At 60.5% G+C, this 20,055-nt stretch carries 20 protein-coding genes and 1 pseudogene; 14 read left to right on the plus strand and 7 right to left on the minus strand.

The annotated features are described in order from the left end of the window. Window positions 1-55 precede the first annotated feature (55 nt). Entirely contained in the window at window positions 56-490 is a 435-nt protein-coding gene (locus B9Z51_RS18000; protein WP_108376548.1) for a nuclear transport factor 2 family protein, read from the plus strand. Between the two features lie 101 nt (window positions 491-591). Here the strand turns inward: B9Z51_RS18000 and B9Z51_RS18005 are convergent, their stop codons facing one another. Then, complete coding sequence (locus B9Z51_RS18005) at window positions 592-1,206, minus strand: glutathione S-transferase N-terminal domain-containing protein (protein WP_108376549.1); 615 nt, start codon at window positions 1,204-1,206, stop codon at window positions 592-594. 130 nt (window positions 1,207-1,336) lie between these two features. Between B9Z51_RS18005 and purB the strand changes: the two genes are divergently transcribed. The 4 genes from purB to B9Z51_RS18025 all read left to right on the plus strand — a co-directional run bounded on the left by purB (window position 1,337) and on the right by B9Z51_RS18025 (window position 5,582). Continuing rightward, complete coding sequence (gene purB, locus B9Z51_RS18010) at window positions 1,337-2,737, plus strand: adenylosuccinate lyase (protein ID WP_108376550.1); 1,401 nt, start codon at window positions 1,337-1,339, stop codon at window positions 2,735-2,737. 105 nt (window positions 2,738-2,842) lie between these two features. Continuing rightward, complete coding sequence (locus B9Z51_RS18015; protein WP_108376551.1) at window positions 2,843-4,009, plus strand: ATP-binding protein; 1,167 nt, start codon at window positions 2,843-2,845, stop codon at window positions 4,007-4,009. A gap of 5 nt (window positions 4,010-4,014) precedes the next feature. After that, the gene (locus tag B9Z51_RS18020; RefSeq protein ID WP_108376570.1) at window positions 4,015-4,575 is read left to right on the plus strand and encodes a YaeQ family protein; all 561 of its coding nucleotides are present in this window, start codon (window positions 4,015-4,017) and stop codon (window positions 4,573-4,575) included. A gap of 311 nt (window positions 4,576-4,886) precedes the next feature. After that, a complete protein-coding gene (locus tag B9Z51_RS18025; protein ID WP_108376552.1) occupies window positions 4,887-5,582 on the plus strand; it encodes a TerC family protein in 696 nt (231 codons plus the stop codon). Window positions 5,583-5,962: 380 nt separating this feature from the next. On the opposite strand, the gene B9Z51_RS18030 is transcribed toward B9Z51_RS18025, so the two are convergent. Beyond that, window positions 5,963-7,492, minus strand: coding sequence for a M48 family metalloprotease (locus B9Z51_RS18030; RefSeq protein WP_233255048.1), 1,530 nt, complete (start codon window positions 7,490-7,492; stop codon window positions 5,963-5,965). An 80-nt stretch (window positions 7,493-7,572) separates the two neighbouring features. Here B9Z51_RS18030 and moaC point away from each other — a divergent pair, with 80 nt between their 5' ends. After that, window positions 7,573-8,064: a cyclic pyranopterin monophosphate synthase MoaC gene (moaC, locus tag B9Z51_RS18035; RefSeq protein WP_108376553.1), complete on the plus strand. Its 492-nt coding sequence runs from the start codon at window positions 7,573-7,575 to the stop codon at window positions 8,062-8,064. A 112-nt stretch (window positions 8,065-8,176) separates the two neighbouring features. Further along, window positions 8,177-9,571 (plus strand): sensor histidine kinase, encoded by a 1,395-nt coding sequence (locus B9Z51_RS18040; RefSeq protein ID WP_158272923.1) that lies wholly within the window; start codon window positions 8,177-8,179, stop codon window positions 9,569-9,571. 1,389 nt (window positions 9,572-10,960) lie between these two features. Here the strand turns inward: B9Z51_RS18040 and B9Z51_RS18045 are convergent. Continuing rightward, window positions 10,961-12,397, minus strand: coding sequence for an NAD-dependent succinate-semialdehyde dehydrogenase (locus B9Z51_RS18045; protein WP_108376555.1), 1,437 nt, complete (start codon window positions 12,395-12,397; stop codon window positions 10,961-10,963). A gap of 125 nt (window positions 12,398-12,522) precedes the next feature. Continuing rightward, a complete protein-coding gene (locus tag B9Z51_RS18050) occupies window positions 12,523-13,410 on the minus strand; it encodes a LysR family transcriptional regulator (RefSeq protein WP_108376556.1) in 888 nt (295 codons plus the stop codon). Window positions 13,411-13,502: 92 nt separating this feature from the next. On the opposite strand from B9Z51_RS18050, the gene B9Z51_RS18055 reads away from it, so the two are divergent. The 5 genes and pseudogenes from B9Z51_RS18055 to B9Z51_RS18075 all read left to right on the plus strand — a co-directional run. Next, the gene (locus B9Z51_RS18055) at window positions 13,503-14,288 is read left to right on the plus strand and encodes a class III extradiol ring-cleavage dioxygenase (protein ID WP_108376557.1); all 786 of its coding nucleotides are present in this window, start codon (window positions 13,503-13,505) and stop codon (window positions 14,286-14,288) included. A 23-nt stretch (window positions 14,289-14,311) separates the two neighbouring features. After that, complete coding sequence (locus B9Z51_RS18060; protein ID WP_108376558.1) at window positions 14,312-14,854, plus strand: cytochrome b; 543 nt, start codon at window positions 14,312-14,314, stop codon at window positions 14,852-14,854. Window positions 14,855-14,878: 24 nt separating this feature from the next. Further along, the gene (locus tag B9Z51_RS18065) at window positions 14,879-15,445 is read left to right on the plus strand and encodes a YceI family protein (RefSeq protein ID WP_108376559.1); all 567 of its coding nucleotides are present in this window, start codon (window positions 14,879-14,881) and stop codon (window positions 15,443-15,445) included. Between the two features lie 57 nt (window positions 15,446-15,502). Then, window positions 15,503-16,072 carry a YceI family protein gene (locus B9Z51_RS18070; RefSeq protein ID WP_199227589.1) on the plus strand — a complete coding sequence of 190 codons (570 nt, stop codon included), beginning with the start codon at window positions 15,503-15,505 and terminating at the stop codon, window positions 16,070-16,072. Window positions 16,073-16,188: 116 nt separating this feature from the next. Beyond that, window positions 16,189-16,317: pseudogene (locus B9Z51_RS18075) on the plus strand (universal stress protein); the annotation flags it as partial. 67 nt (window positions 16,318-16,384) lie between these two features. Here B9Z51_RS18075 and B9Z51_RS18080 read toward each other — a convergent pair. From B9Z51_RS18080 to B9Z51_RS18090, 3 genes are read right to left on the minus strand one after another with little or no spacing between them, the layout of a single operon-like run. Beyond that, window positions 16,385-17,845, minus strand: coding sequence for a sensor histidine kinase (locus B9Z51_RS18080; RefSeq protein WP_108376561.1), 1,461 nt, complete (start codon window positions 17,843-17,845; stop codon window positions 16,385-16,387). Further along, on the minus strand, window positions 17,842-18,501 hold the full coding sequence (locus B9Z51_RS18085) for a response regulator transcription factor (RefSeq protein WP_108376562.1): 660 nt from the start codon (window positions 18,499-18,501) through the stop codon (window positions 17,842-17,844). The genes B9Z51_RS18080 and B9Z51_RS18085 overlap by 4 nt, the downstream gene beginning before the upstream one ends. Window positions 18,502-18,522: 21 nt before the next feature. Then, entirely contained in the window at window positions 18,523-18,900 is a 378-nt protein-coding gene (locus tag B9Z51_RS18090; RefSeq protein ID WP_233255049.1) for a PepSY domain-containing protein, read from the minus strand. Between the two features lie 128 nt (window positions 18,901-19,028). Here B9Z51_RS18090 and B9Z51_RS18095 point away from each other — a divergent pair, with 128 nt between their 5' ends. Beyond that, window positions 19,029-19,445, plus strand: coding sequence for a DUF1924 domain-containing protein (locus tag B9Z51_RS18095; RefSeq protein ID WP_108376572.1), 417 nt, complete (start codon window positions 19,029-19,031; stop codon window positions 19,443-19,445). 66 nt (window positions 19,446-19,511) lie between these two features. Further along, complete coding sequence (locus tag B9Z51_RS18100) at window positions 19,512-20,018, plus strand: diheme cytochrome c (protein WP_108376573.1); 507 nt, start codon at window positions 19,512-19,514, stop codon at window positions 20,016-20,018. The last annotated feature ends 37 nt before the right edge of the window (window positions 20,019-20,055 follow it).

The following is a 20,055-nucleotide window of genomic DNA, read 5'->3' on the forward strand; positions in this document are numbered from 1 at the left end:
CCGACATGATGGATGCTCAAGCCCGTGCAGTCTTTCCTCTCTTTGATGGACCACCATGAACACACGACAAGCCACTCAGAACCTGGCCACTTATTTTGAAACGCTGTCACCCGACAGCGTGGCGCAGCTGCACACGTTCTACGATGCGCAGGCCCGCTTCAAAGACCCCTTCAATGAGGTGCAAGGGTTGGCCGAGATAGAGCGGATTTTTCGCCACATGTATGCAGCGCTGGAGCAACCGCATTTCGTCATCACCGGGCAGTTGGTGGATGGAGAACAGGCATTTCTGACGTGGGAATTTCGCTTCCGGTTCAAGCGCTTTGACTCCACCACGCTGCAAGCCGTACGTGGCGGCAGCCATCTGGTGTTCAATGCGCAAGGCCTTGTCACGCTGCACCGCGATTACTGGGATGCAGCTGAGGAGCTCTATGAAAAACTTCCGGTTGTGGGCGCTTTGATGCGTTGGCTCAAGAAGCGGGCCAACACTTGATCGGGCGGACTGCGCCTGCGCAAGCGCCGACGGCCATCATGCAGTCATGCATGTCAGACATGCGCAAAGCGTGAAACGGTTGACGCTGCCTCTTGGCCGAGTTAAGCGGGCAGGGTGTCGATGAAGCTTTGGCGTTGCGACAGCTTGTCGTGCAGCTTGTGCAAATTGGGGTGGTCGCCGCGCCAGTCGATCTGCGCAAAACGCAAATCCAGATAACCCAAGGCGCAACCGACGGCGATGTCGGACAAACTCAGGTGGATACCCGAGCAAAAGGCTTTGTCGCCCAGGCCGTGGCTCATGGCACGCAAAGCGTGATGGATCTTGTTGAGCTGGCGCTCAATCCAGGCCTGGCTGCGTTCACTGTCCTGGCGGCCTGCCCAGGCTTGCTCCATGCGGGCCAGGTAGGCCGCATCGGTCACCCCATCGGCCAGGGCTTCCCAGGTTTTGACTTCGGCGCGCTCGCGACCGGCCGCCGGAATGAGCTTGCCCACAGGCGACAGGGTGTCCAGGTATTCCACGATCACACGGGAATCAAACACGGCCTCGTGGCCTTCCATGATCAGGCAAGGCACCTTGCCCAATGGGTTGGACTCATGGATGGTGGTTTGCTCCGACATCACGTCTTCGAGCACGAATTGATAGTCCAGCTTTTTCTCGGCCATGACGATGCGCACTTTGCGCACATAGGGACTGGTGACGGAGCCGATGAGTTTCATAAGAAGTAAAGACTGGGTTCTGCAAAATGGTACGAACTGATTCTAGGTGAAGGTGCCGGGTATTTTTCGGCTCGCTTACCCATTTGGGGAGATGGGCGGTGGCCCATGTCGCGGGAATTACAATCAAAGGATGAATTTCTCCCCCATTTCCGCCCTGTCGCCGCTGGATGGCCGTTACGCCAGCAAACTCAACGCCCTGCGCCCCCTCATGAGTGAGCAAGGCTACATGCATCGCCGCGTCCAAGTGGAAATTGCCTGGTTCATCGCTTTGTCCGATGCCGGTTTTGCCGAATTCAAACCCTTGTCGCCCGGTGCCCGTGCTTATTTGACCGCCCTGGTGAAAAACTTCAGCGAAACCGATGCCGTGGCCATCAAGGCGTTTGAAAAGGTCACCAACCACGATGTGAAAGCCGTGGAATACTGGATCAAGTCCAAGTTCAAAGACCGTCCCGAGCTGGAAAAAAGTGCCGAATTCGTGCACTTCGCCTGCACCAGCGAAGACATCAACAACACCAGCCACGCGCTGCAAATCAAGGGTGCCCGGGCGCAAGTCATCTTGCCGGGCCTGGACGGCATCATCGCCAAGTTGCGTGAGATGGCGCATGCTTTTGCCGAAGTCCCCATGCTCAGCCGCACCCACGGCCAGACCGCCAGCCCCACCACCGTGGGCAAGGAAATCGCCAACGTGGTGATGCGCCTGAACGGCTGCCGCGAGAAGATCGCTGCCGTCAAGCTCATGGGCAAGATGAACGGCGCCGTGGGCAATTACAACGCCCACCTGTCTGCCTGGCCCGACTTTGACTGGGAGGCTTTCTCCAAATCCGTGATCGAAACCCCGGAGTTGGGTGAATCACAGGACAGCCATTGGGGCCTGGGCCTGACTTTCCAGCCCTACAGCATCCAGATCGAGCCGCACGACTACATGGCCGAATTGTTTGACGCTGTGGCGCGCACCAACACCATCCTGATCGACTTCTCGCGTGACATCTGGGGCTATGTGAGCCTGGGTTACTTCAAGCAGCGCTTGAAGGCGGGCGAGATTGGCTCGTCCACCATGCCGCACAAGGTCAACCCGATCGACTTTGAAAACGCCGAAGGCAATCTGGGCCTGGCCAATGCCGTGCTCAAACACCTGTCTGAAAAGCTGCCGATCAGCCGCTGGCAGCGCGACCTGACCGACTCCACGGTGCTGCGCAACATGGGCGTTGGCTTGGGCTATACCGCGTTGGCCTATGCGTCCTTGATGACCGGTCTGAACAAGCTCGAACTCAACGAAGAAGCGCTTGCCGCTGACCTGGACGCTGCTTGGGAAGTGTTGGCTGAGCCGATCCAGACCGTGATGCGCCGCTATGGCGTGCAGGGCGCCTACGAAAAACTCAAGGAAGTCACACGCGGCAAAACCGTGACTGCCGCCGACCTGCATGGCCTGATCCAGGCCCTGGAGATCCCGCAAGCCGACAAAGACCGCCTGCTGGCCATGACGCCGGGCAGCTATGTCGGCAAGGCCGCTGAGCTGGCCCGCCGGGTTTGATTCGTGCAATCAAGGCGCCGTCGATCGGGATGCTGTGCATCCTTTGACGGGACCTTGTTTTATACATTTTGAAGATCATTTCTTCAAAATGTATAGAATCGGTGCATGATCGAACGACAACTTGCCCCTACGCTCCAGCGCCTGGCCAAGTCGTTTCCTGTGCTGGCCATTACTGGCCCCAGGCAGTCGGGCAAGACCACGCTGGCGCGGCATTTGTTTCCTGGCAAGCCCTACATCTCGCTCGAAGACCCTACAGAGCGCGCCTTTGCGGCCGAAGACCCACGCGGGTTCCTGGCGCGGTTTACCCAAGGTGCCATTTTTGATGAAGCCCAACGCTGGCCCGATCTGTTTTCATACTTGCAGGGGCTGGTGGATGATGACCGGACACCCGGACGATTCATCCTGACGGGATCGCAGCAATTTGGCTTGATGGCCGGGGTGACGCAGTCCTTGGCCGGGCGTGTGGCCATGAGCCGCTTGCTGCCTTTTTCTGCTGCAGAAATTGCGGGTGTTGGGAACGGGCAGATGACACTGGACCAGGCGCTTTGGCGCGGTGGCTACCCAGCTTTGAACACGGGCGCATCCACCGAGCCGGTGGACTGGTTTGCAAGCTACATCACCACTTATTTGGAGCGGGACGTTCGGCAAGTGCTGCAGGTGCAGGACTTGGCAACATTCCAGCGGTTTGTGCGACTTTGTGCCGGACGCACAGGCCAATTGTTGAACCTGAGCGCATTGGCCAGTGAGGCGGGCATCAGCCACACCACGGCGCGTGCCTGGTTGTCGGTGCTGGAATCGAGCGATGTGCTGTTTTTGTTGACTCCATACCACCGCAATTTTGGCAAGCGCTTGGTCAAATCACCCAAACTCTATTTTGTGGACACGGGCTTGGCTTGCTGGCTGCTGGGGATTCGCCAGCCAGAGCAGTTGAGCTTGCATCCTGCGCGTGGGGCCTTGTTTGAAAACTGGGTGGTCAGCGAATTCCTCAAATATCGAAGCAACCAGGGACAACCTTCTGACTTGCATTTCTGGCGAGACAACAACGGACTGGAAGCCGATCTGATCTATGAAACGGGCACAGGCCAGTTGCAAACGGTCGAGATCAAATCCGGTCAAACACCCACGGGTGACTACGTACGCGCAGGCCAGCGCTCTGCCAGCATGGCAGCTGCAGAGGCCGGCACTCCTTTACTCATATACGGCGGCGAATTGTCTGCCCTGCGCAACGGCGTTCAGCTGTTGGCATGGCGGATGCTGGCCCGCAAAGACTAAAAACCATGGCCCTCAAATCCACCATCTACAAAGCCAATCTGTCGATCGCTGACATCGATCACAGCTACTACGAAGACCACGCGTTGACGCTGGCTCGTCACCCCAGCGAGACCGACGAGCGCATGATGATCCGCTTGCTGGCGCTGGCCATCAACGCCTACAAGCTGCAGGCCGTGTGCCATGGCGACGGCAAGTTGGCCTTCGGTGCAGGTCTGTCCGATCCGGACGATCCAGACGTCAGCCTGCGCGACTTCACCGGGCAAACCCGCCTATGGGTCGAAGTCGGTCAGCCCGAGGACAAACCCATCATGAAGGCTTGCCAAAAGGCCGACGAGGTGCTGTTGTATTGCTTCAACCACGCGGCCGAGGTCTGGTGGAAGGGCATTGAGACCAAGCTCACCCGCCTGGACAAATTGCAGGTCTGGCGCGTGCCGACCGAAGGCGCTCAGGAGCTGGCCAAACTGGCCGAGCGCAGCATGCAACTGCAAGCCACGGTGCAAGAAGGTGCTGTCACCTTCAGCAGTGACAAGGGCAGCATCCACATTGAGTTGCTTCGCTGGAAATAAAGCACAGAGACCTGTCAGGCACAGATTTCCCCCTGGCGAGCAAGGACAAAGCCCCATGCGGTTTAATCAGCACCTGAAGGGGAGTAGCTCCCTCATGCTTGGGTGTGCAAAGCACCCGGGTTTTTGGTCAGCCGTCAATACGTAGCGCAAGCTTCCGGTTGTCCAGGTGTCTGCCACGCAGACGCCGAGCAAGACCTTCGATCCAATGCCTGTGTCAGGCGGTTCGACATCTTGCTGTGTGCAGTTTTGCTGCGCCGTGATGATTCACCTTGCCTGAGACTGGTCTAACTTATTGAACCTGGAGTCTTTGCATGGAATTTTTATCTGCCCCTTGGTGGTCTGCTTTGCTGGCCATCGTCCTGATTGACCTCGTGCTGGCGGGCGACAACGCCATCGTCATCGCCCTGGCGGCCCGCAATTTGCCGGACCACTTGAAAAAGAAAGCCATCATCTGGGGCACCGTGGGGGCCATCGCGGTGCGCGGTGTGATGACCATCGGGGTGGTCTGGTTGCTGCAAATTCCGGGGCTGATGCTCGCAGGTGGACTGGGTCTGCTGTGGATCGCCTACAAATTGCTGGCTGATACCGGCGAAGCCGATTCGCATGGCCCTGCAGCCACGACATTCTGGGGTGCCATGAAAACCATTGTGGTGGCCGATGCGCTCATGGGGGTGGACAACGTGCTGGGCGTCGCGGGCGCCGCGCATGGCTCATGGGATCTGGTGATTTTGGGCTTGCTCATCAGTGTGCCCATTGTGGTGTTTGGCAGCTCGGTGGTGCTGAAACTGGTGGATCGCTTTCCCGTCATCATCTGGCTGGGCGCAGCGGTGTTGGCCTTGACCGCCGCCAAAATGGTGGTGGATGAGCCCTTGCTGAACAGTGTGTTTGACGGCCCTGAGCAAGCCCTGTGGCGCTGGCTTGCCAGCCTGGTGGCGGTTGCTGCGGTGATCGGTGCCGGTTGGGTGAAAACCCGTTGGGGCGTAAATCCAAGCAACACAGTGTCATAAGTCGCGTTGGGCAGGGGTCGGCGGTCGAAGACCCCGACAGATGCGTGCCACCCGGTCAGGCCTGTATCGGCGCGACAGCTGCAATCGGCGTATGCCGGAATCTGCGAGTCCCGACCTACGGGGCTGCCATTTTGTAGGTCGGTGGTCGAAGACCCCGACAGATGCGTGCCAACCGGTCAGGCCTGTATCGGCGCGACAGCTGCAATCGGCGCAAGTCGGACTCTGCGAGTCCCGACCTACGGGGCTGCTGCCATTTTGTAGGTCGGTGGTCGAAGACCCCGACAGATGCGTGCCAACCGGTCAGGCCTGTATCGGCGGGACAGCTGCAATCAGCGCATGTCGGATTCTCGGAATGCCGACCTGCACCGTCGATGGACCGCTCAGCGTTCTGTCTGCATCTCGCGCACCAGTGACTGGGCCTGACGCAGACGGGTGTCAATGATGGAGGCTTCGATGTTGTCGCCTGCTTGCAGTCGGTTGCTTCTGGCCCAGTCTTGTGCGGCGCGAAAACGGTCCTTGGCGCCGGTCCAGTCCATGCGCGCCATCTGGGCCTCGCCTTCGGCGCGCAGCGATGCCAATGTCATGCCCTGGGCGGCCAGCAAGCTGGACAGGGTGTTCCAAGCCTGCGCATCCTGGGGGGCTTGTAAGACGAGTTCCCGCAACGCCGCAATGACCGCCGTGCGCAAGGGCTGAGTGGGCAAGCGCACCAAGGCCTGTGCGGTCGCGATCAGCTCCGGCCGAGCCAGAGGGGTGTCCGGTGACGCTGGCGCCAAAAGACTCAAGGCCGCATCAAAACGTTCCTGTTTGGCCGCGATTTCGGCCTTGAGCAAACGCACAAGTCGTTGGGCAGACGCGGGTCCCGTCGCTTGAACCCGATTGTCCAGTGTTTGCAAACTGCGGTCAGCCGATGCAGCATCGCGCAGTTGCATGTGTGCCAATGTGGCCGCATACAAGGCACCGACTTGCTGCGCTGCAGAGGCCTGTGGTGAATTGATTTTGCTGTCTTGTGTCCAGGCTTTCAGGGCATCGACCGTGTTTTGTGACAGCACACGCGCTCTGGCAGCCAACATGCTTTGTGTCATGTCCTGCGCCACGACAGGCATTGTGGCGCTCAGTTGCTGTCGCGCCTGCATGTCGGCTATGCGCTCGGTGGTCAAAGGGTGGCTGCGCAGGTAAGGATAAGCCCCGTTGTCATTCACACCTGCGGCCTGTTGCAGCTTGGCGAACATGCTGACAAAGCCTTTGGGGTCATAACCGGCATCACTCAAGACGCCATAGCCGACGCGGTCGGCTTCGCGCTCCATGTCGCGTGAATAACTCAGTTGCGACTGCACCGCCGCCGCTTGCCCACCCACGATCAAGGCTTGCGCGCCCTGGGCGCTTTTGCTGGCTGCCAGTACGCCCAAAATCATGGAGCCAATCAGCCAGGGGGTCATTTTGGTCTGATCGTCCATCGATCGAGCGATATGGCGCTGAGTGACGTGGCTCAGCTCGTGCGCCAGCACCGATGCCAACTCGTCGTTCGAGGTCACGATGGCGATCAACCCCAGATGCACCCCCAGATAACCGCCGGGCAGTGCAAACGCATTCACTGAGCGGTCACGGCCCAACAAAATGCGCCAGGCAAAACGCTCTTGCAGTTCGGGGGACAGCTCGCCCCGTGCAGCAGCGGCCTTGACCAAGGGGGCCCACAGACGCTGAATGTATTCATCCAGAACAGGGTCTTCCAGATAATCCGGGTCGCGGTAAAGTTCGCGCGCAATGCGGTCGCCCAGTTGGCGTTCAGCCCCCAAAGAGATGCTTTCGCCGTGCCCCAGCGTGGGCAGGGCCTGTGGCCAAGCGGGCTGCAAACAAAGGGCCGCAGCCAGCAAAGACAGCACCAATGGCGAGTGACGTAATTTGTGTTTCACAGCAGAAAGGGGTCCATTCAATGGCCGTATGATGCGCCATTCTCGTGAATCATTTGTAAACAAATCTGAGCACCCTTGCCATGACCCAGACCTCTGATGTCTTGACCCATTTCGATGCCCAAGGCCAAGCCCACATGGTGGACGTCGGCGCCAAAACGGCCACACGGCGCGTGGCCGTGGCCACGGGGCGCATCGAGATGCAGCCTGCCACCTTGGCACTGATCGAATCGGGCACGGCCAAAAAAGGCGATGTGTTGGGCATTGCACGCATCGCCGGCATTCAAGGGGCCAAAAAAACCAGCGATCTGATCCCTCTGTGCCACCCGATTGGCCTGACGCGCGTGGCCGTCGAATTTGAAGTTCTGCCTGCACAAAATGCCGTGGTTTGTAGCGCCACAGCAGAAACGGTGGGCCAGACGGGCGTGGAAATGGAGGCTTTGACGGCAGTGCAAGTGGCCTTGCTGACGATTTATGACATGTGCAAAGCCGTCGATCGGGGCATGACCATCAACGGCGTCACTCTGCTGGAAAAGCATGGGGGTAAGTCGGGCAGTTTTGTGGCCGTCCGATGAGAGGCGAGAGATCGACTCAAGCGGCCCGGGTTGGGCGCCTTGCCTGGCTTGAGGCCCAGGGCGCTGGATGGGCTCCATGGTCATCGGTCAAACCGGCTGGGGGTGCGTTCACTTGACATCGTTTCACCTCCCAACGGCTTATTTCATTGCGGGCCTTTTGTATCTGCTGATGCCCCTGGGGGTCTGGTTGTTGCTGAGCAAGCAACGCTCGACCACCGTCCATTTGTGGTGTGCAGGGGGTGTGATCTTCGGCACCAGTCTGGTCTTATTGGGTTCTCGCACCCATTTGCCTGACTGGGCAACGCATGTGGGGGCCAATACCTGTCTTTTTCTGGGCGTTGCCTTGCGTGTGGTTGCCTTGCGACATGCGTTGCACAAACCTTTGCGTTTGGGCTGGTTGTTGGTGGGCTCGGTGCTTTTTGCGCTGGGTTATGAATACTGTCACAGCGTGTTGCACAACGAACAGCTTCGCTACATCTGGGGCTCGGGCATCACGGCGGCACTGGTGCTGCGCCTGGCCTGGCTGGGTTTTGCCATCGGCCGACAAGACAACAGCCCCAGTGCGCGCTGGCTGGCATCGGTCTATCTGGCCTTGGGTCTTGTCTTGAGCCTGCGCTCGGTGGTGGTGGTTTTGGACGGTTCACGCGCGGGTGCACTCAACGATGACGTTCTGACCATGCTGCTGGTCTTTGTGGGTGTGATGAGTGCCATTGTGGGCAACATCGGGTTCATGGGCATCTTTCTGGAACGGCTGACGCGCCAAGCCGGGCAAATGGCGCTGGTCCAGGCCCGCAACGAAGAAAGTGCACGCTTGAGCCATCAGATCGCCCAGCTGGATCGACGCCGTAGCGTGGGTGAAATCGCCGCTTCATTGGCCCATGAGCTTAGCCAGCCCCTGACCAACATTTACCTCATCACGGAACGCGCTCATCTGGAGGCAGAAAATACAGGTGCCACCTCTGTGAGCAAGTACTTGCATGACGTTCAGCGCAACACCCAAAAAGCAGTCGATATCCTCAACCGCATCCGGCAGTTCATCCAGTCCAAAGAGAGCCAATTCGAGCGCGTCAGTTTGAATCGGGTGGTGAAAGACGTCATGGATTTGCTCAATGACTGGATTCAGAAAGAAGCGGTCGATGTCAGCATGCATCTGCCGACCCCGGCCGTTTTTGTAATGGGTGATCCGGTTCAGTTGTCTCAAATTTTGATGAACATCTGCCGCAACGCTGTTCAGGCCACACAAGGCCAGGCCTATCGCCACATCGACATCCGCATCTGGCGCGAGGCTGATCGGGCACATCTGACGGTGGCCGACAACGGCATGGGTTTGACGCCCGAAGTGTTGTCTCAAGTGAGCACGGCGTTTTTCAGCACCAAATCCGATGGGCTCGGCGTGGGCCTGTCGATTTCCAAATCCATCGCCACACACCATGGCGGCAGCTTGACGATCGGCAACGCCTCGCAAGGCGGCGCCGAAGTTCACCTCACCCTGCCCGCGCTGGCCTGAGTCACGCCCCTTCAGGCCACCCGCGTCTGTCGGGGTCTGCGACCGCCGACCTACCAAAGGCACGGTCCTCGTAGGTCGGTACTCGAAGAGTCCGACATTTGCCAGTTTTACCCACCGAGCCCATTCAGGCATGGATACTGTGCCAGCGTCTGTCGGAGTCTGCGACCGCCGACCTACAAGCGGCACAGGTCCTCGTAGGTCGGTACTCGAAGAGTCCGACATTTGCCAGTTTTACCCACAGAGCCCATTCAGGCATGGATGCTGTGCCAGCGTCTGTCGGGGTCTGCGACCGCCGACCTACCAAAGGCACGGTCCTCGTAGGTCGGTACTCGAAGAGTCCGACATTTGCCAGTTTTACCCACAGAGCGCATTCAGGCATGGACGCTGTGCCCGCGTCTGTCGGGATCTGCGACCGCCGACCTACAAAGGACACGGGTCTTTGTAGGTCGGTACTCGAAGAGTCCGACATTTGCCAGTTTTACCCACCGAGCTCATTCGGGCATGGACGCTGTGCCAGCATCTGTCGGGGTCTGCGACCGCCGACCTACAAAAGGCACGGCTCCTTTGTAGGTCGGTACTCGAAGAGTCCGACATTTGCCAGTTTTACCCACACAGACCATTCAGGCATGGACGCTGTGCCCGCGTCTGTCGGGGTCTGCGACCGCCGACCTACAAAAGGCACGGCTCCTTTGTAGGTCGGTACTCGAAGAGTCCGACATTTGCCAGTTTTACCCACCGAGCGCATTCGGGCATGGATGCTGTGCCAGCATCTGTCGGGGTCTGCGACCGCCGACCTACAAAAGGCACGGTCCTCGTAGGTCGGTACTCAAAGAGTCCGACATTTGCCAGTTTTACCCACCGAGCTCATTCGGGCATGGATGCTGTGCCAGCATCTGTCGGGGTCTGCGACCGCCGACCTACAAAGGACACGGGTCTTTGTAGGTCGGTACTCGAAGAGTCCGACATTTGCCAGTTTTACCCACAGAGCCCATTCAGGCATGGACGCTGTGCCCGCGTCTGTCGGGGTCTGCGACCGCCGACCTACAAAGGAGCCGGGTCTTTGTAGGTCGGTACTCGAAGAGTCCGACATTTGCCAGTTTTACCCACCGAGCTCATTCGGGCATGGATGCTGTGCCAGCATCTGTCAGGGTCTGCGACCGCCGACCTACAAAGGACACGGGTCTTTGTAGGTCGGTACTCGAAGAGTCCGACATTTGCCAGTTTTACCCACAGAGCGCATTCGGGCATGGACGCTGTGCCAGCGTCTGTCGGGGTCTGCGACCGCCGACCTACAAAGGACGCGGGTCTTTGTAGGTCGGTACTCGAAGAGTCCGACGTTGCCAATGAGCCACCACGGGCAGTCGCGGCGATGGTGGGCAATGTCCTGGATCAGCCGTTGAAGATCGCCACGGATTTGGTGTTGAGGTAAGCCTCCAGCGCCTCGGGGCCGCCTTCGGAGCCATAGCCGGAGTCCTTGATGCCGCCAAAGGGCATTTCTGGCCAAGGCGCTGCTGGCTGGTTGACCCACAGCATGCCCACTTCCAGGCGTTGGCTCAGCAAGTGTGTGGTCTTGATGGATTGGGTGAAGGCATAGCCTGCCAAGCCAAAGGGCAGGCGGTTGGCTTCGGCAATCGCGTCTTCGATCTTTTCAAATGAGCGGATCGCGGCGATGGGGCCAAAGGGCTCGTTGTTGACCACGTCAGCATCCAGCGGCACATGCGACAAGACCGTGGGAGCAAAGAAATGGCCTTGGGTGCCGATGCGCTCGCCACCGGTGAGCACTTTGGCGCCCTTGGCCACGGCATCCTGGGTGATGGCTTGCATGGCTGCCAAGCGGCGGTCGTTGGCCAGGGGACCCATGTTTGTGCCTTGGGCCAGGCCATCGCCCACCTGCAGCGAGGCGGCATGCGCGGCAAACACTTTGGCGAATTCGTCGGCAATTTTGTGGTGCACCAAAAAGCGTGTGGGTGAGATGCAGACCTGGCCTGCGTTGCGAAATTTGGCAGCGCCAGCGGCTTTCACGGCCAGCTCCAGGTCGCCGTCTTCGGCCACGATGACTGGCGCATGACCGCCCAGCTCCATGGTCACGCGCTTCATGTGCTGCCCCGCCATGGCCGCCAATTGCTTGCCCACGGGGGTGGAGCCGGTGAAGGTGATTTTGCGGATGATTGGGTGCGCGATCAGGTAGCTCGAGATGTCAGCCGGGGTGCCGAACACCAGGCCAATCACGCCAGCGGGCACGCCTGCGTCATGGAAAGCGCGGATCAACTCGGCCGGTGATGCCGGTGTTTCTTCTGGCGCCTTGACGATGATGGAGCAGCCCGTGGCCAGGGCGGCTGACATTTTGCGCACCGCTTGGTTGATCGGGAAGTTCCAGGGCGTGAACGCTGCCACCGGGCCGACAGGTTGCTTGAGCACGTTTTGCTGCACGTTGATGTTGCGTGGCGGCACGATGCGGCCATACACGCGGCGGCCTTCTTCGGCAAACCACTCGATGATGTCTGCGGCAGACAGGGCCTCAATCTTGGCTTCGGCCAGGGGCTTGCCTTGCTCTTGTGTGAGCAGCTGGGCAATGGCTGGGGCGCGTTCGCGCATCAGGGCAGCCGCTTTGCGCATGATGGCGCAGCGCTCATTGGCGGGCACATCGCGCCACAACTCAAAGCCTTTTTGCGCTGCTTGTGCCGCACGCTCCAGATCGGGTACGCCCGCGTGGGCCAGTCGACCGATTTCGGTGCCTGTGGCGGGGTTGAAAACCGGCATGGTTCGGCCGCCTTCGGCATCGCACCATTGGCCGTTGATGAAAAGCTGGGTGTTGGGGTAGGTCATGAGAAATTCCTGTGTGAATGGGGGCCGTCACCGAGCGCCGATTGTGGCGTGATTTTCAGACGCCATCGTCCACTTCGGGACAGCCCGCCCGCTGTGCAGGGTTTTCCTGCCTGGGCGTGGCGCGTTCAGGCTGGCCGCAGGGCCTGGGCCAGGTGCTCGATCAGCACATTCACCCGGTGCGGTATGTAACGGTTGCTGGGCAGCACCGCATAAATGCCCAGAGGTTGGGGCTCAAACGGCGAGAGAATTTCGACCACTTGCTGGCTGGCCAGAAAAGCTTGCGCAATGAAATCGGGCTGGCGCGTGATGCCCAAGCCGCGCGCTGCGGCCTGCGTCAGGGCCAGGCCATTGTTGGCCCGAATGCGACCACGCACGCTGAAGGGCTGCACCTGGCCCGCCACCTGGTAATCCCAAGTGGCGGCATTCATCTGCATGGCATACACCAGGCACTCGTGGTGCCGCAACTGATCGGGGTGAGTGGGTTCGCTGTGTTCCGACAAATACGCGGGTGAGGCCAGGGTGAGCAAGCGGCACTGCCCCAACTGGCGCACGATGTCGCCCGGCTGCAGGGCAGACGTGATGCGGATGGACAAGTCGATGCCTTCTTCGATCAGGTTGGCCCGCTGATCCGAAAAGTCCATCATCAGCTCGATGTGGGGCTGGGCCTGCGCAAACTCGAGCAAGGCGGGCATGAGCCGCTGCAAGCCAAAGCTGATGGGCAAACCCAGGCGGATGCGCCCACGCGGCACGACCTTTTCCTCGTCCAGACTCGACTCGGCGGCGTCCACCATGTTCAGGATGACACGGCACTTTTCAAGATAGGCCGCGCCTGCGGCGGTCAGCGTCAGGCTGCGGGTGCTGCGCGTGATGAGCTTGACGCGCAGCAGCTTTTCCAGCGCGGCGATTTGCCGGGTGATGACCGAGCGGGCCACCTGCAACTGGTCGGCCACGGCGGTGAAGCTGCCCGCTTCGGCCACGCGCACAAAGGTTTGCATTGCATCGAGTTTGTCCATTGTTGCTGATTTTGCAACAACTATTTGCTGGGCTGCTACTTTTTCTTGTCTGGTAAAGCCTCTAAAGTTCACCCATCGAAAGCGATCACACCATGTCTACCCTCCGCTCAGTCCTGTTTGTGCCCCACGGTTCACCCATGTTTGCCCTGCGCCCCGGCGCGGCGGGCGCGGCCATGAGCCAGCTCGTGCCGCAGTTGGGCACGCCCCGCGCCATCGTGGTGGTCAGCCCGCACTGGGAAACCGCCGTGCCCACCGTGGGCTTTGCCACACGGCCAGAGACCATTCACGACTTTGGCGGCTTTGACCCGCGCCTGTACCAGATGCAATACCCCGCCACCGGTTGCCCCGAAGCCGCCGCGCAAGTGGTGTCGGCCTTGCAAGGGGCCGGTTTGCCTGCGGTGCAAGACGCCCAGCGCGGCCTGGACCATGGCGCCTGGATTCCGCTGCGCCAGATGTTTCCCGATGCCGACATCCCCGTGGTGCCGCTGTCGGTGCAAAGCCACCTGGGGCCCGAACACGCCTTGCGCGTGGGCCAGGCACTGGCGCCGCTGACTGCGCAAAACATCCTGATCGTGGCCTCGGGCAACGTCACGCACAATCTGCGTGATTTCATGGTGGTCAGCATGCAAGGTGGTGCGACTCCCGCGTATGTGCCCGAGTTTGCCGACTGGATTCACACCCACATGGTGCAGCGCGATGTGTCGGGCCTGCTGGCTTATCGTCAGCAAGCCGCAGGCCAGCGCGCCCACCCCAGCGACGAACACCTGTTGCCCTTGTTTACCGCCTTGGGCGCTGCGGGGGTGGATGCACAACCAGAAGCTTTTTTCAGAGGTATCAGTGACCATGTGATTGCCATGGACGGCTACACATTTCATTGAACCCTTTCCCACAGAACACCCCCATGAAAACCCACCACACCGCGAACTACACCCGCACCGCCAAAAGCCTGCACTGGCTGATGGCCCTGATGATCTTTGGCCTGCTGGCGCTGGGTTTTTACATGGCCGATCTGCCCTTGTCGCCGCAAAAGCTGCAGTACTATTCTTGGCACAAATGGGCCGGGGTGACCGTCTTCATGCTGGTTTGGCTGCGACTGGTCTGGCGCATCACGCACCGCCCACCGGCCTTGCTCGACAGCATGCCTGCGCACATGCAGTGGGCGGCCCACGCAGGTCACTTCTTGCTGTACGCGCTGATGATCGCCATCCCCTTGAGCGGCTGGTTGATGAGTTCGGCCAAGGGCGTGCAGACCGTCTGGTTTGGTGTGCTGCCGATTCCTGACCTGATCGGCAAAGACAAGGCACTGGGCAAAAGCCTGGCCGAGCTGCACGAAGCCCTGAACATCGGCTTGCTGCTGCTGATCGCAGGCCATGCCGTAGCGGCCTTGTATCACCATGTCTTTCACAAAGACGACACGCTGCGCCGTATGCTGCCATCGCGTTGATCCCCCTCAGATTCAAGGAAACCCATGAACACCGTTTTGAAAAAATTCGTCGCACTGTCTGCATTGGCCGTGGCCATGCAAGCCGATGCCGCCCCGTATCAGTCCATCGTGCCTGCCAAAAGCAGCGTGACGTTCAGCTACAAGCAAATGGGCGTGGCCATGGACGGGCGCTTCAAGAGGTTCGCTGCGAAAGTGAACTTTGATCCAGCCAAAGCGGACCAAGCCAAGGCCAGCTTTGAAGTGGACTTGGCCAGCGTGGATGCGGGATCGAGCGAGGCCGATGACGAAGTCGTGACCAAATCCTGGTTCAACGCCGCAGCCTTCCCCAAAGCCAGCTTCGTGGCCAAGCAGATCAAGCAAACCGCGCCCAACCAGTACGAAGTCCTGGGCACATTGAGCATCAAGGGCCTGACGCGTGAAGTGAAGTTCCAGATGAAGCACGCCGCCCAAGGCAAGGATGGCGTGCTCACAGGCGGCTTCACACTCAAACGCGGCGACTACAGCATCGGCGAAGGCATGTGGGCCAAGTTTGATGTGGTGGCCAACGACATCCAGGTCAATTTTTCCATCACCGCTCAATTGAGCCAATAAACCGGGCATTTGCCCACATTTTTCTTTTCAATCCACAGGAGCATTTCCATGACATCTTTGAAAAAACTCAGCGCCGCTTTGGCCTTCGTGACTTTGGCCGCTGGCTCGGCCCTGGCCGCACCCGTGACGTACAACGTGGACAGCTCGCACACCTTCCCGCGTTTCTCGTATTCGCACTTCGGCTACTCGACCCAGCTGAGCAGCTTCAGCAACACCACCGGCAAAGTGGTGTTTGACGCTGAAGCCAAGACCGGTTCGGTGGACATCGTGATCGACCTGAAATCGGTGAACACCGGCTCGGTTGACTTCAACGGTCACATCCAGGGCGAAGACTTCCTGGACACCGCCAAGTTCCCCACCGCGACATTCAAGTCCACCAAAGTGGTGTTTGACGGCGACAAACCCAAAGCCATCGAAGGCCAGCTCACCATCAAAGGCGTGACCAAGCCCGTGACCCTGACGGTGACAGGCTTTCAGGCCATGCCTCACCCCATGGTGAAAAAGCCAGCTTTGGGCGCCAACGCCTTCACCACCATCAAGCGCACCGAGTTCAACGCTGGCAAATATGCGCCTTACGTGGGCGACGACGTGCGCATCGACATCGCCATCGAAGCCATGGCCCAGTAAGCTGCTGTCTCAGCGCTGAACACCCCAACCGCCCCGGGTTCCCGGGGCGGTTTTTTTTCGTGCGTCATGCCGCATTTTTTTCGCAGGTCGGTGGCTGATGCCGCAGGCGACTGGGGGGGGCTGATCTGATCGTGATCGGCACGCACGGCCGACGGGGCCTTGGACGCCTGCTGCTGGGCAGCGGCTCCGAGCAGATCCTGCGCATGGCGCCTGTGCCTGTGTTGATGGTTCGGGGATTTGACTGAGCTTGGCCTGAGTGCCCGGCGCCATGCCTCAGGGCCCAGGCTTCGCGTCGCTCACCCTGATCAGTCTTCAAAGGCCGTCCTTCTGAACGGAGATGTCGGCCGCAGCCACAGGCAAGATCAGCGTCACCCGCAAACCCCGGCCCTGTGTCGGGGTTTGCAATTGCAGCGCCCCCCCGTACAAATCCACCAGCTCCCGCACGATCGCCAGGCCCAAGCCGTTGCCGGGTACCGACTCATCCAGGCGCACGCCACGCTGCAAGACGCGGGGCATCTGCTCGGCCGACATGCCGGGGCCATCGTCTTCGATCGCCACATGGCATGTGGCCAGAGCACCACTTTGCCCCGGCGGCGCCCCGTCGCTTACCCGAATGTGCACTGCGCTGTGCGCCCATTGGCAAGCGTTGTCCAGCACATTGCCCAGCATCTCCTGCAGGTCTTGCGCCTCGCCTGCAAACTGCAAGCCCTCGTTGGCCGCCTCCAGCGTGATGGCCAGATCGCGTTCTGCGTGCACGCGCTGCATCACGCGCACCAGGCCTTGCAGCGTGGGGACCAGCGGCACACGCTGACCGGGCATGCCGGTGGATGCGGCCATGCGCGAGCGGGCCAAGTGCCAGTCGATGTGACGCCGGGCCAGTTGCACCTGCTCACGCACCAGCGTCGCCAAGTCCGCCCCTAGCGGGTTACGCGCAGCCTGGTGCAGTACCGTGAGTGGGGTTTTCAGGGCATGGGCCAAATTGCCCGCCTGGGTGCGCGCGCGGCTCACCACCTCGTCGTTGCGGTCCAGCACGCTGTTGAAGTCGTTCACCAGTGGCTGCACTTCGCTCGGCACATCCCCCGCCAGCCGTGGCGTGCGGCCTTCTCGCAAGTTTTTCAAACCCTGCTGCAAAGCCAGCAAAGGCCGCAGGCCCAACGCCACTTGCGCCCAGGTCGCCGCCAGCAAAAGCACCAGCAGTGCCGCGAGCGAGAAACCCAGCACGCGCTGAAAACCTGCCACCGCTTCGTGCGTATCGTTCAGGTCGGCCGCAACGCTCAAACGCCAGCGCACATCGGCACCTGCAACAGCATCAGGGCGCACCGTGCGCTCCAGCACGCGCAAGCGGCTGTCGCCGGGGCCAGTCAACTCGTGCGCGTGGACTTCGCCATCGCGCAGCACATCGGCAGGCAAGGCCAGCCGTGTGTCCCACAAGGAGCGTGAGCGCAACACGCCGGGCCGGGGCGGGGCGGCCGTCATATCGTCCAGCTGCCAATACAAACCGGAATATGGGCGCTGCCAACGCGGGTCGGACAAGCTCTGTGCATCGATCTCGGGGTGGCCTTGCGCATCAAATGACAAACGGGCCGTCAACTGGTCGAGCTGCTGGGTCAGACCTTTTTCAAACTGGCGCATCACATGCTCATGGAACAAGCTGTTGAGCACCACGCCTGCCAGCACCATGGCCAGCGACAAGCCGATCAAGGTCGCAGCCAACAAGCGAAAACGCAAGGAGCCCACAAGGCCCCCCAGCCGCCAAGGCCGCCAGCTGTTCATGCCACCACCAAGCGGTAACCCAAACCGCGCACAGTCTCGATCGTCAACTGGGGCAATTTCTTGCGCAGTCGGCCCACAAACACCTCGATGGTGTTGGAGTCGCGTTCAAAGTCCTGTGCATAAATGTGCGTCGTCAGCTCACTGCGTGAGACCACCGCATCGGGGCGGTGCATCAGGTAGTCCAGCACCTTGTATTCGTGGCTGGTCACCGGCACCGCTTGCCCCTGCACAGTCACGCGCCCGCTGCGCGTGTCCAGTGCCACATCACCCAGGCGCAGCACCGCAGAGGCCAAGCCATGGGCCCGCCGGTTCAGGGCGCGCAAACGGGCCAGCAACTCTTCCATGTGAAACGGCTTGCTCAGGTAGTCGTCGGCCCCGGCGTCAATGCCCGCGACCTTGTCATGCCAGTTGTCGCGCGCCGTCAGGATCAGCACCGGCATGCTGCGGCCTTGCGCGCGCCAGCGCTGCAAAACCGTCAGCCCATCCATCAGCGGCAGGCCCAGGTCCAGCACCACAGCATCGAAATCTTCGGTGTCGCCCATGAAATGGGCGTCGCGCCCGTTGTCGGCCTGCTCCACCACATGACCGGCTTCGACCAGGCCAGCGCGCAGCTGTTCCCGCAAGGTGGGTTCGTCTTCAACCAGCAAGATGCGCATGGGGCTTTCTCAAGTGTTCATTCAACGTGTTTTTCGCTTCAGTATCTCGCCCGTGCGGGCATCGACCTTGAGCTTGGTCAGGCGGCCATCGGGCTGCAGCAATTTGATCTCGTACCGCCAGCCCGGCCCTTCGTTTTCCAACGCCACCTCCAGCACCTGGCCGGGGTGTTCACGCTCGACCAGCGCCAGCACTTTGGCCAGCGGCAAGACCTGGCCCGACTGCACCGCCTGCAAGGCGCGTTCGTGGTCGCCCTTGTCGCTGGCGGCCGCACCGCCCTGCCAGGCCAGGGCGAACACGGCCAGCAGGCTGCAAGCGGCCCAACGCACAGGCAATGCCCGGCTTGACCTTCGTGCAGTCGCCACAAGGCGGGTGGGGTGGCGGGTGAGCTGTTTTTTCACCCCTCGATTGTCCCGCAGCAAAGCTGAACGGGCGATGAACAAGCGCTTCAGACAAGGTTCAAGCGCGGCTTCACACAATGAAGCCATCGACACCTTGATCCTTTGAACGGAGAAAAAACATGCGCTTGATGAACCCCAACACCTTCGCCGCTGGCCGCCTTTGGGCGCTGGCGGGTCTGTTTGCTTTGCCGGCTTTGACGGCCCATGCGGCCGACACCACCCCTGCCCAGCAGCTGAGCCACTGGACGGCCCAAGCCGGTGCCCCGGCCAAATCCGAGCGGGGGCAGGCGCTGTTCAACCAACGGCATGGCGGTGAATGGTCGTGCGCTTCGTGCCACGGCACGCCGCCCACCGCCCAGGGCAAACACGCCAGCACCAGCAAAGCCATTGCGCCTTTGGCTCCGGCCTTCAATGACCGCTCGCTCACTGACACGGCCAAGACCGACAAATGGTTCAAACGCAACTGCAAGGATGTGCTCAGCCGCGAATGCAGTGCGCAGGAAAAAGCCGATGTGCTGGCTTACCTGGTCAGCCTCAAACCCTGACGCACCCCAGCCGTCCATGATGAAAGCCCCCACATGACCCAATTTTTCACACCACCACAGCGGGCCATGCACAGCCCGATCCTGCAGGCCATAGCCTGCATCGTTCTGAGCTCCTTGGGCATGTCCGCCGCACATGCCGATGGTGCCCGCATGCCCGCGAAAATTCTGTCGTCCTACACCGTCGAATGTGCCGCTTGCCACACCGCCTACCCACCCGGCATGCTGCCTGCCAAATCGTGGCAACGCATCATGAAGGGCCTGGACCAGCACTACGGCAGCGACGCCTCTTTGGACGCCAAAACGGTGGCCGAAATCGGTCAATGGTTGCAAACCCATGCGGGCACTTACAAGCGCGTGTCCGAAGAGCCGCCACAAGACCGGCTGACGAAGTCGGCTTGGTTTGAGCGTAAGCACCGAAATATCTCATCGGTCGTCTGGTCACTGCCCAGCGTCAAGTCGGCCGCCAACTGCGCCGCCTGCCACACCGGCACCGAACAAGGCTTTTTTGACGACGACCACTTGCAACGCCCCGCTGGCCTGAGCGCTCACCAAACCCGCGCCGGGAACGACTGAACCTATTGATCCGGCCCGATGATGTTTGCATGGACGC

The organism is Limnohabitans sp. T6-5 (assembly GCF_003063315.1).
Taxonomy (GTDB): Bacteria; Pseudomonadota; Gammaproteobacteria; order Burkholderiales; family Burkholderiaceae_C; genus Limnohabitans_A.

Coding starts and splice junctions, on each gene's coding strand:
- B9Z51_RS18080 (WP_108376561.1), bottom strand. CDS start 17,845: ATGAACAGCTGGCGGCCTTGGCGGCTGGGGGGCCTTGTGGGCTCCTTG.
- B9Z51_RS18005 (WP_108376549.1), bottom strand. CDS start 1,206: ATGAAACTCATCGGCTCCGTCACCAGTCCCTATGTGCGCAAAGTGCGC.
- B9Z51_RS18095 (WP_108376572.1), top strand. CDS start 19,029: ATGAACCCCAACACCTTCGCCGCTGGCCGCCTTTGGGCGCTGGCGGGT.
- B9Z51_RS18060 (WP_108376558.1), top strand. CDS start 14,312: ATGAAAACCCACCACACCGCGAACTACACCCGCACCGCCAAAAGCCTG.
- B9Z51_RS18025 (WP_108376552.1), top strand. CDS start 4,887: ATGGAATTTTTATCTGCCCCTTGGTGGTCTGCTTTGCTGGCCATCGTC.
- B9Z51_RS18085 (WP_108376562.1), bottom strand. CDS start 18,501: ATGCGCATCTTGCTGGTTGAAGACGAACCCACCTTGCGGGAACAGCTG.
- B9Z51_RS18020 (WP_108376570.1), top strand. CDS start 4,015: ATGGCCCTCAAATCCACCATCTACAAAGCCAATCTGTCGATCGCTGAC.
- B9Z51_RS18045 (WP_108376555.1), bottom strand. CDS start 12,397: ATGACCTACCCCAACACCCAGCTTTTCATCAACGGCCAATGGTGCGAT.
- B9Z51_RS18100 (WP_108376573.1), top strand. CDS start 19,512: ATGCACAGCCCGATCCTGCAGGCCATAGCCTGCATCGTTCTGAGCTCC.
- purB (WP_108376550.1), top strand. CDS start 1,337: ATGAATTTCTCCCCCATTTCCGCCCTGTCGCCGCTGGATGGCCGTTAC.
- moaC (WP_108376553.1), top strand. CDS start 7,573: ATGACCCAGACCTCTGATGTCTTGACCCATTTCGATGCCCAAGGCCAA.
- B9Z51_RS18000 (WP_108376548.1), top strand. CDS start 56: ATGAACACACGACAAGCCACTCAGAACCTGGCCACTTATTTTGAAACG.
- B9Z51_RS18015 (WP_108376551.1), top strand. CDS start 2,843: ATGATCGAACGACAACTTGCCCCTACGCTCCAGCGCCTGGCCAAGTCG.
- B9Z51_RS18055 (WP_108376557.1), top strand. CDS start 13,503: ATGTCTACCCTCCGCTCAGTCCTGTTTGTGCCCCACGGTTCACCCATG.
- B9Z51_RS18065 (WP_108376559.1), top strand. CDS start 14,879: ATGAACACCGTTTTGAAAAAATTCGTCGCACTGTCTGCATTGGCCGTG.
- B9Z51_RS18050 (WP_108376556.1), bottom strand. CDS start 13,410: ATGGACAAACTCGATGCAATGCAAACCTTTGTGCGCGTGGCCGAAGCG.